This is a genomic window from Bacillus cereus group sp. BcHK124, assembly GCF_027712065.1.
GTDB classification, from domain to species: domain Bacteria; phylum Bacillota; class Bacilli; order Bacillales; family Bacillaceae_G; genus Bacillus_A; species Bacillus_A pacificus.
The window spans coordinates 873,179-890,132 of sequence record NZ_JAQFPJ010000001.1 but is presented as its reverse complement, the minus strand read 5'-3'; the positions used below and the strand labels follow the sequence as shown (position 1 = coordinate 890,132).

Below are 16,954 nucleotides of genomic sequence, written 5' to 3'. Positions count from 1 at the left end.
TTTGTTTTTCATTCTAGTATTAGGTCTTAAAAAAAGCAATAATATCAAATGAATTAATTCTAATTTTTCTGGATTTTTAAAACAAAAATTTTAAAAGCTTATATGTTCAACAAAATTATCATATAAAAATCGCTCTACAGTAGATGCAGCATAGTGTTTACAAAGCTCGTTAATTACATTTTCATAATCTCCATACGCTGATACATCTACAACCGTTTCTAATATCCCATCAAAATCCGAACCAAATCCTATATTGTTCTCTCCCCCCAACGAACAAATATATTCGATATGTCTTATTATATCTGTTATATTCGCTTGTTTTTCACTTGTTAGGAACTGTGGTACAAAAGTAACACCAATCACGCTATTTCGCTTTATAAGAACTTTAAGTTGTTCATCATTTAAATTACGTGGATGCTGACAAAGTTTCCTACAATTTGAGTGGGAGGCAATTGGATTTCTTGCAATTTCAATCACATCCCAAAAACTTCTTTCATTCAAATGAGAAACATCAGTCCATACATGTAATGCATTCAGTTCTTGTACAACATGTTTACCAAAAGTCGTTAAACCTGCCCCACGCGTCTCTAGTGCACCATCAGCTAATAAATTGGCATAATTCCATGTTAGCCCAAAAGAACGTACTCCTAGGCGATAAAACAACCGTAATTTCATTTCATCTTTTCCAAGTGCTTCGCATCCTTCTAGTGTTAATATCGCTCCAATCTCGTCTTGTTTTAACATGTTCATATCATCTTTTGTTCGAATAAACTTTACACCCGGTAGTGATAGAATTTCATTATAAAAAATATCTACCATTTGTAATGCCACTTCAAATCTTTTTTCATACGCCACTATTTCTGGAACATATATAGCAAAACATTGTATACTTCCTTTTCTTCTCTTTAACTGTTCAAACGTAATATGTAATTGCGAATCATGTTTAAAATCCTTTTTCCCCTTCGCATTCCATAACTGAAAGAGTACATCACAATGGGCATCAAATATTTTCATTTCCATTCCTCCATTATAAAAACAACCTGTTTGCATACTGCAAACAGGTTGTTTAAACTTAACGAGGTTCTACAATTAATTTTATTGCTGTACGCTCTTCCCCATCAATCATAATATCCGTAAACGCTGGGATACAAATCAGGTCCAAACCACTAGGCGCTACAAATCCTCTTGCAATTGCTACTGCCTTTACCGCTTGGTTCAATGCACCTGCACCAATGGCTTGAATTTCTGCTGTTCCGCGTTCGCGAATAACACCTGCAAGTGCACCAGCTACAGAATTAGGGACCGACGTTGCTTTAACTTTTAATATTTCCATTCCGCGTTTCCTCCTCGTTTCTATAAAAAGTATTAGCAATTATTTCACTTTAACTTATATTCACGAGGAATGACACGTATTCCTGCTAAATTTCTGTAATTTTTCTAAAAAATTAAAAAATAATAACTTATCTAAATTTTAATAGAAATTACTCAAAAAATGGCTGATCATCATTAATTAAGATACGCTCAATTTTCTTAGCTTTTCCTGTATTAGGATCCACATCAATTAGCACTGCACTTAATTGTGTTCTACCATTTGTCACTTCAAATCGTACTGGTAAGTTTGTTAAAAACTTCTTCAATACTGCTTCTCGGTCCATACCTAAAATTCCATCGTACGGCCCTGTCATACCAACATCTGTGATATATGCCGTTCCGCTTGGTAAAATGCGATTATCTGCTGTAGGAACATGCGTATGTGTACCTACTACCGCTGTAGCACGACCATCTACATACCAACCTAACGCTTGTTTTTCGCTTGTAGTTTCCGCATGGAAATCAACAAAAATAATATTCGTACGTTTTTTCGCAATGTTAATTAATTCATCCACTTTACGGAATGGACAATCAATTGGAGGAAGGAACGTACGTCCTTGTAAGTTAATAACTGCAACTTCTGTTCCATTACAGTTCACAAAAATAAGCCCTTTTCCTGGAGTCCCTTCTGGGAAGTTAGCTGGTCTTGCAAGATATTTTGCATCATCAATAAATTCAAATACTTCACGGTTATCCCAAGCGTGATTTCCAAGTGTAACCGCTTGTGCTCCGCATTCTAAAAAGTTACGATATATTTTTTCCGTAATTCCACGTCCACCTGCTGCATTTTCTCCATTAATAATGGTTACTGTAGGTGTATATTTCTTCTTTAGTGCCGGTACGTATTGTTGAATCATACCTCTACCCGGAGATCCTACTACATCCCCAACAAATAATATTCTCATATGTCTTACCCTTCCTATGTACTACATTTTTTATTACTATAGCTTCAAGTAATTATCTTACAATATATTTATTATAAGTTTGTTTCACTTGTATGCTAGGTATAACTAATTTCCTTTATTTTAACCAATTCCAACACAAAAAAATAAAGTGGTGTTTCACCACTTTATTTTGCGTATTCCACTGCACGTGTTTCACGAATAACAGTTACTTTAATATGCCCTGGGTAATCCAGTTCATTTTCAATACGTTTTCGAATATCACGAGCTAAACGATGAGCTTCTAAATCATCAATTGTATCTGGTTTTACCAGAATACGAACTTCTCGTCCTGCTTGAATTGCGAAAGATTTTTCTACGCCTTCATAAGACTCTGAAATCTCTTCTAACTTTTCAAGACGACGAATATAGTTCTCAAGTGTTTCACTACGAGCTCCAGGTCTTGCAGCTGATAATGCATCTGCTGCTGCAACTAAAACTGCAATGATAGAAGTTGGTTCTGTGTCTCCGTGGTGAGATGCAATACTGTTTATAACTACAGGATGCTCTTTATATTTCGTTGCGAGTTCAACACCAATTTCAACGTGGCTACCTTCTACTTCATGGTCAATCGCTTTACCGATATCATGTAATAGACCAGCACGTCTTGCTAGTTTTTCATCCTCACCAAGCTCTGCTGCCATAAGTCCAGTTAAATATGCCACTTCCATAGAGTGTTTTAAGACGTTTTGCCCGTAACTTGTACGGTATTTTAAACGACCTAAAATCTTAATTAAATCTGGATGTAATCCGTGAACACCCACTTCAAATGTTGTTTGCTCTCCGACTTCGCGAATATACTCGTCCACTTCACGTCTTGATTTTTCGACCATCTCTTCAATACGCGCTGGGTGAATACGTCCGTCCTGTACTAGTTTATCAAGAGCGATACGAGCTGTTTCACGACGAATTGGGTCGAATCCAGATAGGATAACCGCTTCTGGTGTATCATCGATAATTAGGTCAATACCTGTTAACGTTTCTAACGTACGAATATTTCGACCTTCACGTCCGATAATACGTCCCTTCATTTCGTCATTTGGAAGATTTACAACCGAAACGGTTGTTTCAGCAACATGATCAGCTGCACATCTCTGCATTGCAAGAGATAAAATCTCTTTTGCTTTCTTATCTGCTTCTTCTTTCGCACGAACTTCACTTTCTTTTACCATTACGGCAATTTCATGAGAAACTTCACTTTCTACTTTACCAAGAATAATTGCTTTCGCTTGTTCGCGTGTCAGATTGGAAATGCGCTCTAATTCTGTTTGTTGCTTTTGAACTAACTCTCCCACTTTGCTTTCCAACTCTTCAATCTGTTGTTGTCTCGCTACAAGAGATTCCTCTTTCTTTTCTAACTGTAGCTCGCGTTTATCGAGCGTTTCGTCTTTACGATCAAGGTTCTCTTCTTTTTGCATTAAACGATTTTCTTGTTTTTGTAATTCGCTTCTACGGTCACGAATTTCTAATTCAGCTTCTGTACGAAGTGTATGAATTTCATCCTTTGCTTCTAAAAGCGCTTCTTTCTTAAGTGCTTCAGCCTCACGATTCGCTTCGTCTAGAATACGTTTCGCTTCATTGGCTGCACCATTAATCTTCGCTTCAGCAATAGACTTTCGAACAAAAAAGCCAACAACTGCACCGACTGTTGCAAGCAAAATGGAGATGAGTATCCAAACTGTACTACTCATGATTTCACCTCCCCTTGCTATGAATGAAAAAAGACTGTCGGCATGTACATTGAATACCAACATACAGCAAAGACCGTCGTCCCGCTTTTTTAAGGGACTTTCTTCATTTCACAATTAAAATGTCATATTATTATTTCGGCAAGATTTAAGTCTTACTCCGAATATTACTTCTCTTCTTGAGAAGAGTGTTTCGTATATAAGAAAAAATATACATTCTCATTGTATCTATCGCAATTTTCATTGTCAAGCGTTGTCTACTTTTACTTTCTTTACCTTCAGCTCTAATTTATATAGGAATGTAAAAAGCAGAGAGCATATTATCCTGGAAAACCTTAGTAAATTCCAGTTTATTCATGTAAAACACGCATATATCCCTCTGTACACATAATGATTTAGATGGATTAAATATTTTATCTCCAACAATATACAACGCTTTCATAATGATACAAAAATAAAAGACACGAAGCCGTGTCTTTTATCCCACTTTAATCAAGAAGACTTGGATCTTCCATATCTTCAGCACCTGAATCTTCGCTAATTCCGTGATGCTCACGAATAAAGAAGGCAATTTCTTCTCTTAAATCCGTATTTTCTTTTAAGAACTGCTTCGAATTTTCACGACCTTGTCCTAAGCGTTCTTCATTATAAGAGTACCAAGCACCACTCTTTTGAACGATATCAAGTTCAGAAGCCATATCTAAGATTTCACCTTCTCTTGAAATACCTTCTCCGTACATAATATCAACTTCCGCAACACGGAATGGTGGTGCCACTTTATTTTTAACTACTTTTACTTTTGTTTTATTACCAACAATGTCGTTACCTTGTTTTAATTGCTCCGCACGACGTACTTCAAGACGAACAGTTGAATAGAATTTCAAAGCACGACCACCTGGAGTTGTTTCTGGGTTTCCGAACATAACCCCAACTTTTTCACGAATTTGGTTAATAAAGATTGCGATTGTTTTTGATTTATTGATTGCACCTGAAAGTTTACGAAGTGCTTGAGACATTAGACGAGCTTGTAAACCTACGTGTGAGTCACCCATGTCTCCTTCAATCTCAGCTTTTGGTACAAGAGCTGCTACAGAGTCAATTACGATAATATCAACCGCACCACTTCGTACAAGTGCCTCTGCGATTTCTAAACCTTGCTCCCCTGTATCAGGTTGTGATAATAGTAATTCATCGATGTTAACACCTAATTTTTGTGCATATACAGGATCCATTGCATGCTCAGCATCGATGAACGCCGCTTGTCCACCTTGGCGCTGTACTTCTGCAATTGCATGTAATGAAACTGTTGTTTTACCTGAACTTTCAGGTCCGTAAATTTCGATAATACGGCCACGTGGGTATCCGCCTACTCCTAGTGCCACATCTAGTGCTAAAGAACCACTAGAAACCGTAGAAACTTTACGCTCTGCTTGTTCTCCTAATTTCATAATTGAACCTTTACCGAATTGCTTCTCTATTTGTTTTAACGCCATATCTAACGCTGCTTGACGATCACTCATTCAAAATTCCTCCTTAACTGAATTGCTAATCTTATTATACCTATTTTCAATTCAATTTGCCAACAAAAATCGAACATTTATTCGATTTTTTTATTTTTCATTAAATATAACCGCATTTAACCATTAAAAAAAGCTAAAAGAGACTTATATCTCTTCTAGCTTTTTATACAAATGATAAAATCCATATTTTGCTGAGCGTTCCCTAATTTGTTGACGACTTCCGCTTAAATTTAGAGGAAAGACTACAGTTGGTTCATCTTTAATCGCCAATCCAACAAATACAGTTCCCGGCTCTTTATGTTCTGAAGCATCTGGTCCTGCTACCCCAGTGAAACTAATTCCGATATCCGCTTTTAATAATTCTTTAACATTTTCAGCAAGATAACGAGCACATTCTTTACTAACTGCACCGTCAGTAGACAACACTTCCTCAGGTACATGTAATACATGTTGCTTCACATCATTATGATAACAAATGACACCGCCTTTAAATACGGAAGATACACCAGCACTTTCTGTTACTTGATTACCGAAGAGACCACCTGTTAAACTTTCCGCACACGCTAAAGTTAATCCTTTTTTCTTCAATAACTCTATCGCCTTATAATGCAGAAACTCTTGGTCATACCCGTAGAAAAACTCTCCTACTCTTTCTAAAATCAAATCTTCCACATGCTGAATGAGTTTCTCTGCTTCATCAACATTTTGATGTTTAGCAGTTAAACGTAATGTCACTTCTCCATCATTGGCAAGCGGGGCAATTGTCGGATTCGTTTGTCCATCAATTAAATCTTGAACTTTCACCTCTAATTGAGATTCTCCAATTCCGAAGAAGCGAAGCACGCGAGAATAAATGTTTTCTCCTGTTGTAAAGTTACGTAAAAAAGGCTCTACATAACTTACATACATTGGCTTCATCTCTTTCGGTGGTCCTGGTAATAAAATATAAACTTTTCCGTTCTTATTTAACCCCATACCAGGTGCCATACCGTGATCATTTGCAAATACATTTGCCCCATTCAAAACGAGTGCCTGCTTTTTATTATTTTCAGTGAACTCACGACCTGTACGCTTAAAATAATCGCTTATTAATGCTAATGCATTTTCGTCATATACAAGCTCTTCCCCTAAGCTAGACGCAATTGTTTCCTTCGTCAAATCATCTTTTGTCGGGCCTAATCCACCTGTAAAAATAAGCATGTCCGCACGCTCTTCTGCAACTTCAATCGCCTGCTGTAATCGTTTGTTATTATCTCCAACTACAGTATGGTAGTACACATTAATGCCAATTGAAGCTAACTTTTCAGATAAAAACTGGGCGTTTGTATTTGCAATTTGTCCAAGTAATAATTCTGTTCCAACCGCAATAATTTCAGCATTCATCCCAATTCCCCCATAAACTTCTATTTTGAGTTTACAAAAGCAGCTCTATTTTTCCAGAAATAATCCCATCCTGAAATAACAGTAAAAATTAATGCAATCCATATAAAAATATCAGCAACTGGAATATGGATTAAATTTAAAGGCACATCGTGTAATAAATATGCCGCAATCGCGATGATTTGTGTCCACGTCTTAATTTTCCCTAGTTGATTTGCCGCAACTACTTCCCCTGTTCCAGCAAGTACAAGACGTAAACCAGTTACCGCAAACTCACGGCTTATAATGACAATAACGATCCAAGCAGGTACGTATTGCATCTCAACTAACGTGATAAGTGCCGCTGAAACAAGTAATTTATCAGCTAACGGGTCAAGGAACTTCCCTAAATTCGTTACAAGATTATACTTTCTTGCGTAATGTCCATCAATCCAATCTGTAGCCGAAGCAACAATAAAGATAAGCGCTCCTACTAAATGTTGAATTGGTAAATTAACATCACCAATTGTGTATGAACCCCAATCAAAGGGCGCTAACATAATTACCATAAAAATTGGAATTAAGCAGATTCTAGATATTGTAATTTTATTTGGTAAATTCACAGCTATTCCTCCATCATATCAAAAACATTTGTTCATTGAAAAAAGTCATCGAAGCGATGACTGTTATTGTGCAGGTTGCTCTATCCCTAGATTTTTAATCAAGAATTTTTGATGATAATTCTCTTCTGGATTCAACGGGAATGTAACGACTTGGCCATTTAATTTAAATTCAACATTCGGTGCACTTCCTATATTAAGGTTTACCACTTTCGCTGTTGATAAATCATATTTTTGAGTTTGACCTTCCTCTATTGTTCCACTAAAGATATCATTTCCTGCCTCATTTTTAATACCTACATAACTTGCGCCTTTTGTTGTAATTTCTAGTTCTAACGTTTTATTATTATGAATTTCCAAAGTGGATTCCTTACCAGTTGTCCCAATTACTTTGATTTCTTGTTGTCCCGTTTGTTGCGCTGGTTGTTCTTCTTTCTTTGGCTCTTCTTTTTTCGGTTCTTCTTTTTTCGGCTCTTCCGCTTTCACTTCATCTTTCTTCGTATCTAACGGAGAGTTTTCCGCTTTTTTAACTTCAATTTTCTCGCTTTGAGCATTCGGAACTTTCTCATCATCTTTTCCAGTCAACGCTTGGAAAACAAACCAAATTACTACTCCAATTGCAATAACTAACAGCGCAACTAAGATTTTGGGCATATGATCTGCAATTGGCCATGATGAAGACTTTTGCATTGTTTCTTGCGTTTTTTGTCCAGTTGATACTTGCGGAACGTCACGCTTTTCAGATTGCGGTATCGTACTCTGATATTCCACAAGCAGTTCTTCTCCATTTAATCCAACCGCATCTGCGTATTGTTTAATGAATGCACGCGCATAAAAAGCTCCTGGCAATACATCATAATTGCCTTCCTCAATCGCTACTAAATGGCGTTTTTGAATTTTTGTAATCTCATGCAGCTGATCAATAGACAAGCCTTTCGTTCCTCTTGCTTCTTTCAGCTTTTGTCCTAATTCTGTCACTACTAACACCTCAATATTTCTTTAAAAGTCAAACATAGAGAAATTATTTTGCGTACCTTGCTCAATTTCATCTACTAAATTATATTGAATCTCTTCATCATAATCGTTACGCAACTCGATAATATAATCAAAATCATCCAATGTGTATTCTGACTGACTCACAAATACGTCAGGATGTTCCACAACTTTCGTTGCAGGCAATCTCATAATTTCACGAACAAGCTGCCAATGCCTTTCGTTAGCACGCTTTGTTGACACGATTCCATCTAAGATGAAAATATTGTCGTCGCTATACTCATCTTCAATCAATTGACTACGAACAGTTTGCTTAATAAGAGTAGACGATACAAATAACCATCTTTTATTTGCACAAACACTTGCGGCAACAATGGATTCTGTTTTTCCAACACGAGGCATTCCTCGTATACCAATTAGCTTATGGCCTTCTTTTTTCATTATTTCAGCCATAAAGTCTACAAGTAACCCTAATTCATCACGCACAAACCGAAATGTCTTCTTATCATCTGCATCTCGTTGTATGTACCTACCATGTCTAACCGCTAGCTTATCTCTTAGCTTTGGCGGACGATATTTCGTTACCGTTATGTTATCCATCGTATTTAAAATTGATTCAAGTCTAGAGATTTGCTCTTGATTATCACACATAAGGAGTAATCCACGCCTTGCATTATCTACACCATTAATTGTGACAATATTAATGCCGAGCATACCGATTAACGAAGAAACGTCACCAAGCAAGCCAGGTCGGTTTTTATGTATTTCATATTCAAAATACCATTCAATCATCCAAGATCACTCCCCTTGCTTACTTTACACCTACGTACTATATTATATGATTTCACCTTAATAGGGAAGCTAAATGTATAATCTATCCCTTTCAATTATTATACAAAAAAAATAGAGAGGAGAATCTCCTCTCTATTTTTTACTTATGTTGTACAAACTTTACCATTAAGTTTGCGATTGTATGTTGCTCTTGTTCGTCAGCAACTTTCCAAAGCTCAGCTAATAGTTTCTCTTGATCGTTGCGTGCTTCTACTTCATTCGCTAAATAGTCACCAACACGAAATGCCATATCTGATACAGCACCACCATCAAGACCTTTTCCTTGCGCTTGCTCTAAACGTTCTCCTAAAAAGCTCTTCCATTGATCAAAATTATCTAAAACTGACATGTGTAAGCACCTCACTACTTAGTAATAGAATCATGCTTAATTTGTACAGTTTTTCATTTTTTATGTAAGAAATTTTTAGCAATGCCAACCGCCGTTCACTCCGATAATTTGTCCCGTTATATAAGATGCACCTGGAGATACAAGAAATGACACTGTTTTTGCTACTTCTTCTGGCAATCCCAGCCTACCTAACGGAATCTCTTCTGCAATTTCATTCTTATCCTCTTCTGAAAATACGTTTAACATTTCCGTTTCAATTGCACCTGGCGCCACCGCGTTCACCCTTATTCCACTTAATGAAACTTCTTTTGCTAAAGCTTTCACATATGAATTTTGCGCACCTTTTACCATCGAGTAAAGCACTTCACATGATGCACCAATTTGTCCCCATATAGACGAAACAAGTACAATATTACCGCTTCTCCGCTGAATCATTGAAGGCAGTGCCATTGATAATAATTTATAGATACTCTTCACTTGAAGTTCTACCATATCATTCAATTCATCGTTCGTTACATCTGTTACGAGTCCAAATATACTCTTCCCAGCTGCATATACGATAACATCAAGAGGATGTTCAATTTGTTTCCACAATTGCTCTGCCCCATTAGTAGAAGCTAAATTCGCTTGCACAGGAATTACTTCATCCCATTCTTTCTGCAACTCATTCACTTTCTCTTCACTGTTATTATAATGAACATATACTGTATATCCATCTTGAATTAATTGTTTCGAAATAGCAGAGCCAATCCCTCCGCTTCCTCCAGTTACTAATGCATACTTTTTCATACAATTCCTCTCTTATCTCAAAAAATCTTTTCCCCACAAATAAATAATACCCTCATCTTACAATTTATCAATGATAAGATGAGGGTATTATTGTGAAACCTTTTATTTTTTCGGTAAAACTTGACAAACGCTCATTTTTTCTTCTGATAATAATAATTTTGCTACTTCTTGTAAATCTTGAACCGTTAAACTTTCTAATACAGTCAATGCATCAAACAAACTCGATTCATTAAACGCATATCGTGTAAATTGATTTGCAATATATTCTGGTGAATTCAAGGAGCGTAAAAAGCCACCTATTTTCTTTTTCTTTACTCGTTCTAATGCCGCCTCATCTAATTGATCATAATTTGTGTGTAATAAAATACCTTTCAAACGCTCTTCCAGTTCATCAGGTTGCTTCGTATCGCCGCCAACCATTGCAAAACCGAAGTTATTCTCTTCCGTATAATCATACGAGAACGAATCATCAATGAGTCCTTCATTATATAAAGATTCGTAATGAACAGAACTTTTCCCAAATAAATAATCTAAAAGTAACGTAAGCGCAATTTCTTGTTTTAAAAGGGCTTCTCCTTTTTCTTTTAAGTTTGTCGCTTTAATACCAACTAGACATTTCGGTGTTTGTACAGGCATTGAAATAATTTTCTTCTTTTCATTTACCTCATCTGGTTCTTCTTCGAATGAACGTACTATTTCCGGTTGATTTTTATAATCTTTTTTCGCTTGATTTTCACGTATCAAATCCATCGTTTTCTCTGGATCGATTGCACCTACAACAAACATTAACATATTACTTGGATGATAAAACGTTTCATAACATTCATATAGTAGGTCTTTCGTAATTTTACTAATAGACTCGATTGTACCCGCAATATCAATTTTAATCGGGTGCTTTACAAACAAGCTATCAATTAACCCAAAATATAAGCGCCAATCTGGATTATCTTGATACATTTGAATTTCTTGCCCAATGATACCCTTCTCTTTTTCAACTGTTTTTTCAGAAAAGTAAGGCTCTTGTACGAAATTTAACAATGTATTTAAATTTTGTTCTACATTTGATGTACATGAAAAAAGGTAAGCTGTTCTTGTGAATGATGTGAAAGCATTTGCCGATGCCCCTTGTTTACTAAACAATTGGAACGCATCGTGATCTTCTTTTTCAAATAATTTATGCTCAAGAAAATGAGCAATCCCATCCGGCACACGAATCATCTCTTCTTTACCTAGTGGTACGAATGTATTATCCACAGAACCATATTTTGTCGTAAACGTTGCAAATGTTTTATTAAATCCTTGCTTCGGTAAAATATATACATCTAATCCATTAGGAAGTTTTTCATAATAGAGTGTCTCTTTTAATTGCTCATAAACAATTTTCTCCATTTATTCTCCCTCCGTTCCTTGTAAAAAGTAAATTGTATCTAGTTCAATATTTTTAGCAACTTTCACAATCTCTTCTTTCGTCACACTTTCAATACCTGTAAGCCATTCTTCAACCGGACGCGTACGATCTGAAATAATACCATGATACAGCATTTCCACAAATCCGCGCGGTGTATCAATCGCTTCTAATATTTGATTTCGAATGACACTTTTCGTTTGATGCATCTCCTCTTCAGAAAAATCACCATTTTGCATTGCAAGCATTTGCTCTTTAATAATCTCAACCGCTTTTTCATAATTTTTCGCTTCGATTCCTGACATGACAAATAATAAACCTTTATGACTTTCAAAGCGAGATGCTGCGTAGTACGCTAAACTATTTTTTTCACGAACGTTAACGAATAACTTCGAATGAGAAAATCCTCCAAACAATCCATTGAACAATTGCAGCGCAAAATAATCTTCGTCTTTATACGTAATAAATGTACGATAACCGATGTGTAATTTACTTTGTTTTAATTCTTGTTTTTCCACAACTTCTTTTTCTTCATTATTTCTCTTATGAAGAAGTACATTTCTTTCCCTCACAGGACGTGCTGAAATAGAAAAATACTTACTTACAAGATCAACTGCGTTTTCTGAAATATCACCAATAATGTATAGGTCCATTTCATCTTCCGCTAACACTTTTTGATAATATTGATACAAACTTTCATTTGTAATAGAAGAAACACTCTCTTTTTTCCCATTTGCGCTTAAACGATATGGTTCTACTTTGCACATTTCTTCAATTAAACGCTCGTTTGCATAACGCATTTTATCATCATACGTCGCTTCAATTCGTTGTAAGAGCGCTCTCTTTTCACTTTCTACAATAGAAGGCAGAAAACCATTCCCCTCTTTCGCTGGATGTAAAACGATATCCGATAACATAGAAAGCGCTTTTTCAAATAACGGTGGTGCATCATGTAAATATACTTCATTTGCAATGTCTACATAAATAGAGATGATATGGTCTTCTCCTTTTTTACTTACATCTACTGCCAAAGAAGATCCATATAATTCTTCTAAATATTGACGAAGACGAATTACAGAAGGAAGCTTTTCTGTCGCACTTTGCAATACATATGGCAATAGGGCACGCTCCGTCACCGTCTCCTCATTTAAAGGTGCTTTCAAACGAAATACAAATGTATTTGTTTTATATTTATCAGTTGGAATAATATGTACTCGTAAACCACCTAACTCATGTAACTGTTGTTCCATCAGTTTCATTTATAGCCCTCCTTTACGTATATAGGAATATTCCTCTTCAATATACAGTTTTTAGAAATAAAAAATCAACTTTTCTTCCTCACTATACTTACATTAAGCTCTTTCTAAAAACTGTAATATGTAAGGAACATAGTAAAATTCCGTATTAAATATAGTCTATGTAAGAAAGCCCGCACTAATGTGCGAGCTTTTTTATACTTATCGTTTTCCTTTTTCATAAGGAGTTCCTAATGCTTTCGGAGCTTCAGAACGACCTACAAAACCAACAAGCGCTAATATTGTGAATACATACGGCAATATCGTTAAGAATACACTTGGAATTTCTTTTAGTACTGGAATTGTACCGCCTGTTATTCCTAATGATTGAGCAAATCCGAAGAACAGAGCCGCTCCAAGAGCACCGAGTGGATTCCATTTACCGAAAATCATTGCTGCTAACGCTAAGAAACCTTGTCCAGTAATTGTAGCACCTGAGAAGTTACCAGAAATCGACATAGCGAAGACCGCTCCACCAACCCCTGCAAACATTCCAGATATAGCAACTGCAATATAACGCATTTTATATACGTTAATCCCCATCGTATCCGCCGCCATTGGATGCTCACCAACCGCACGAAGACGAAGACCGAACGGCGTTTTATAAATGATATACCAAACGACAAACGCTAAAATAATAGCAATATATGATGTTAACGGTACATTAGAGAAAAAGATTTTTCCGATTACCGGAATATCCGAAAGACCCGGAACATCGATTTTTTCAATGCGGTATTGAATGAAATCAGTTTGTCCTTTGCCAAAGATTTTCTTAATCGCAAATACTGTTAAACCAAGTGCTAAGAAGTTAATCGCTACCCCACTCACTACTTGATCTGCACGGAATGTAATGGATGCTACTGCGTGAAGAAGTGCAAACAATCCACTACCAATTGCTGCAAATAATAATGCAATCCAAGGAGTCATCGATCCCCACGTATCACCCATTAATAACGTTGTAACAATACCAATAAATGCACCAAATAACATTAAACCTTCTAACGCTATATTTACAACTCCAGAACGTTCACTGAACACTCCACCTAACGCCGTAAAAATAAGTGGCGCTGCCGTATATAACGTACCCGTCACAAGAATGGCTAAAATATCTAAAAAGCTCATTTATTTCCCCTCCTTGCTCATGCGTGTAAGTGCCCAGCGTAAAACATAACTGCACGCTACAAAGAAAATAATACATGCAATAATAACGTTAATTAACTCCGAAGGTACATCTGCTTCGAAATTCATTTGTGGTGCTGCACTTTTCAAACCACCAAACAGTAAAGCTGCTAATAGTATACCAAATGGATTATTTCCGCCTAAAAGTGCTACCGCAATCCCATCAAATCCAATACCAGTAAACGAAGACATTGCTGTCATACTTTGGAATGTCCCTAATCCTTCCATAGCTCCACCAATTCCTGCAAAAGCACCAGCAATTGTCATTGATAATACAACATTACGCGATACTTTCATTCCTGCGTATTGAGAGGCATTTTGGTTAAAACCAACCGATTTTAATTCATACCCTAACGTTGTTCTATCTAATAAGAACCACATTACAATCGCAATGATAATAGCCACAACAATTCCCCAGTGTAAACGAGATCCATCTGTCAATGAAGATAACCAATCAGAAGCTAACGAAGCACTTGCTTGTACGTCATAAGATTTTTCATTACCTTCGTGGATAAAACGTTTAATAAGATCATAGGTAACATAAAGTGCAATGTAGTTCATCATAATTGTAACAATTACTTCATTTACTTTAAGTTTCCCTTTTAAATATCCAGGTATAAAACCCCATAAACCGCCGACAATTGCTGCCACTAAAATAGATAACGGAATATGCAAAATTGCTGGTAACGACACTGCATATCCAAACCAAACAGCAGCAAGCCACCCAACTAATAATTGTCCTTCCACTCCAATATTGAAAAGACCTGTACGAAATGCAAATGCTACTGAAAGACCAGCTAATACAAGCGGAATCATTGTACGCAACGTCTCACCGATAGCTTGTGGATTGCCAACCATCCCTTCCCAAAGCGCGGCATATCCAACAATTGGATCATATCCACTAACTAACATTACAATGGCACCAACAAGTAAACCGAAAACTACGGATAACACAGGTACTAAAATATTAATTGTTCGTTCTGTTAAAAATTTTTTAGCCATTTGTGTTCACCTTCTCTTTCCCTGTCCCGCCGGCCATTAATAATCCAAGCTGTTGTTCATTTGTTTCTTTCGCATCGACAATCGCTACAATTTTCCCTTCGTATATAACAGCCACTCGATCACTTACATTTAAAATTTCATCCAGCTCTAAAGATAAAAGTAATACTGCCTTACCATTATCTCTCTGCTCAATTAATTTTTTATGAATAAATTCAATCGCACCTACATCTAAACCACGTGTTGGCTGTGCTGCAATTAATAAATCTGGATTACGATCTACCTCACGTGCAATAATTGCCTTTTGTTGGTTTCCACCAGATAGAGCGCGAGCTAACGTTTGTTCACTAGGTGTACGTACATCAAACTGTTCAATAAGTGCTTTCGCTTTTTCTGTAATTTTACTAAAATTTAAAATCCCTTTCTTTGAAAATGGATTTTTATAGTATGTTTGTAAAACAATATTGTCCCGAACAGAAAAATCGAGAACAAGTCCGTGTTTATGACGGTCTTCAGGAATATGACCAATCCCCTCTTCTGTTATTCTTCGAACAGGCCAATTCGTTATTTCTTTTCCTTTAATTGCAATAGAACCTGACTCAACTTTTCGTAAACCAGTAATCGCCTCTATTAATTCACTTTGACCATTTCCATCAATCCCTGCAATCCCAACGATTTCTCCTGCACGAACAGTTAAGTCAAGGCCTTTTACAGCAGGTAACTTGCGCGTATCATGAACAATTAGGTTTGCAATAGATAGTACTTCTTCCATTGGTTTAGCTTCTATTTTTTCTGTTTTAAAATTCACTTGACGTCCGACCATTAACTCTGCAAGTTTATGCTCATCCGTTTCCGCTACATCAACAGTACCAATCCCCTTACCTTTACGAATAATTGTACAACGATCGCAAACTTCCATAATTTCTTTCAACTTATGTGTAATAAGGATAATAGATTTCCCCTCTTGCACAAGCTTTTTCATAATTTGAATCAACTCATGAATTTCTTGAGGAGTTAACACCGCGGTTGGCTCATCAAATATTAAAATCTCAGCACCACGATAAAGAGTCTTTAATATTTCAACCCTTTGCTGCATCCCAACAGAAATATCTTCAATTTTCGCATGTGGATCAACAGCCAAACCATACTGTTCAGATAATTGCTTAATTTCTTTTGCCGCTTCTTCAACAGCAATTTCCCCGTTTTTCTTCGGCTCATTTCCAAGAATAATATTCTCTGTAACTGTAAAATTATGAACAAGCATAAAATGCTGATGGACCATCCCAATACCAAGGTCATTTGCTATATTCGGATTTGTAATTTTTACAGGTTTTCCTTTAATTTTAATTTCACCTTGTTCTGGTTGGTACAAACCAAATAGTACATTCATCAATGTGGATTTCCCTGCACCATTTTCTCCAAGTAAAGCATGTATTTCTCCCTGTTTTACTTGCAGCGTAATATCATCATTCGCTACAATGCCTGGGAATACTTTTGTAATATTGTTCATCTCAATTACGTATTCCATTTTGTTCCTCCTTTTAGCAGGGAACACTCCCTAATTACACTCTATTAAAAGTATTTATATATATGCAAAGGTTAGTTCTACGAACTA

16 protein-coding genes are annotated in these 16,954 nt (G+C 36.4%); all 16 read right to left on the bottom strand.

The genetic code is table 11. The annotated features are described in order from the left end of the window. Nucleotides 1-90 precede the first annotated feature (90 nt). Nucleotides 91-1,014: a dipeptidase gene (locus PDK19_RS04800; protein WP_270706659.1), complete on the bottom strand. Its 924-nt coding sequence runs from the start codon at nucleotides 1,012-1,014 to the stop codon at nucleotides 91-93. Between the two features lie 58 nt (nucleotides 1,015-1,072). Beyond that, on the bottom strand, nucleotides 1,073-1,333 hold the full coding sequence (gene spoVS, locus PDK19_RS04795; protein WP_000404341.1) for a stage V sporulation protein SpoVS: 261 nt from the start codon (nucleotides 1,331-1,333) through the stop codon (nucleotides 1,073-1,075). 148 nt (nucleotides 1,334-1,481) lie between these two features. After that, the gene (locus PDK19_RS04790) at nucleotides 1,482-2,276 is read right to left on the bottom strand and encodes a TIGR00282 family metallophosphoesterase (protein WP_001221095.1); all 795 of its coding nucleotides are present in this window, start codon (nucleotides 2,274-2,276) and stop codon (nucleotides 1,482-1,484) included. A gap of 164 nt (nucleotides 2,277-2,440) precedes the next feature. Continuing rightward, a complete protein-coding gene (rny, locus tag PDK19_RS04785; protein ID WP_061183976.1) occupies nucleotides 2,441-4,003 on the bottom strand; it encodes a ribonuclease Y in 1,563 nt (520 codons plus the stop codon). Nucleotides 4,004-4,488: 485 nt separating this feature from the next. Beyond that, nucleotides 4,489-5,520 carry a recombinase RecA gene (gene recA / locus PDK19_RS04780; protein ID WP_001283850.1) on the bottom strand — a complete coding sequence of 344 codons (1,032 nt, stop codon included), beginning with the start codon at nucleotides 5,518-5,520 and terminating at the stop codon, nucleotides 4,489-4,491. 144 nt (nucleotides 5,521-5,664) lie between these two features. Continuing rightward, a complete protein-coding gene (gene cinA / locus PDK19_RS04775) occupies nucleotides 5,665-6,903 on the bottom strand; it encodes a competence/damage-inducible protein CinA (RefSeq protein WP_000990722.1) in 1,239 nt (412 codons plus the stop codon). 20 nt (nucleotides 6,904-6,923) lie between these two features. Beyond that, nucleotides 6,924-7,502 carry a CDP-diacylglycerol--glycerol-3-phosphate 3-phosphatidyltransferase gene (gene pgsA / locus PDK19_RS04770; protein ID WP_016718296.1) on the bottom strand — a complete coding sequence of 193 codons (579 nt, stop codon included), beginning with the start codon at nucleotides 7,500-7,502 and terminating at the stop codon, nucleotides 6,924-6,926. 63 nt (nucleotides 7,503-7,565) lie between these two features. Next, nucleotides 7,566-8,477: a helix-turn-helix domain-containing protein gene (locus tag PDK19_RS04765; protein WP_000137481.1), complete on the bottom strand. Its 912-nt coding sequence runs from the start codon at nucleotides 8,475-8,477 to the stop codon at nucleotides 7,566-7,568. 21 nt (nucleotides 8,478-8,498) lie between these two features. Further along, the gene (locus PDK19_RS04760) at nucleotides 8,499-9,284 is read right to left on the bottom strand and encodes a DUF3388 domain-containing protein (RefSeq protein ID WP_000574107.1); all 786 of its coding nucleotides are present in this window, start codon (nucleotides 9,282-9,284) and stop codon (nucleotides 8,499-8,501) included. A 139-nt stretch (nucleotides 9,285-9,423) separates the two neighbouring features. Next, nucleotides 9,424-9,672 (bottom strand): DUF3243 domain-containing protein, encoded by a 249-nt coding sequence (locus tag PDK19_RS04755; RefSeq protein ID WP_000114454.1) that lies wholly within the window; start codon nucleotides 9,670-9,672, stop codon nucleotides 9,424-9,426. 75 nt (nucleotides 9,673-9,747) lie between these two features. Next, nucleotides 9,748-10,461 carry an elongation factor P 5-aminopentanone reductase gene (gene ymfI, locus PDK19_RS04750; RefSeq protein ID WP_000759612.1) on the bottom strand — a complete coding sequence of 238 codons (714 nt, stop codon included), beginning with the start codon at nucleotides 10,459-10,461 and terminating at the stop codon, nucleotides 9,748-9,750. Nucleotides 10,462-10,563: 102 nt separating this feature from the next. After that, complete coding sequence (yfmH, locus tag PDK19_RS04745) at nucleotides 10,564-11,850, bottom strand: EF-P 5-aminopentanol modification-associated protein YfmH (protein ID WP_270706656.1); 1,287 nt, start codon at nucleotides 11,848-11,850, stop codon at nucleotides 10,564-10,566. After that, a complete protein-coding gene (gene yfmF / locus PDK19_RS04740) occupies nucleotides 11,851-13,125 on the bottom strand; it encodes an EF-P 5-aminopentanol modification-associated protein YfmF (RefSeq protein WP_049113038.1) in 1,275 nt (424 codons plus the stop codon). Between the two features lie 198 nt (nucleotides 13,126-13,323). Continuing rightward, entirely contained in the window at nucleotides 13,324-14,283 is a 960-nt protein-coding gene (locus PDK19_RS04735) for an ABC transporter permease (protein ID WP_000008842.1), read from the bottom strand. Then, the gene (locus PDK19_RS04730) at nucleotides 14,284-15,342 is read right to left on the bottom strand and encodes an ABC transporter permease (RefSeq protein WP_001074499.1); all 1,059 of its coding nucleotides are present in this window, start codon (nucleotides 15,340-15,342) and stop codon (nucleotides 14,284-14,286) included. After that, a complete protein-coding gene (locus PDK19_RS04725; protein ID WP_270706654.1) occupies nucleotides 15,335-16,867 on the bottom strand; it encodes an ABC transporter ATP-binding protein in 1,533 nt (510 codons plus the stop codon). Before PDK19_RS04725 ends, PDK19_RS04730 begins: the two co-directional genes overlap by 8 nt. Nucleotides 16,868-16,954 lie beyond the last annotated feature (87 nt).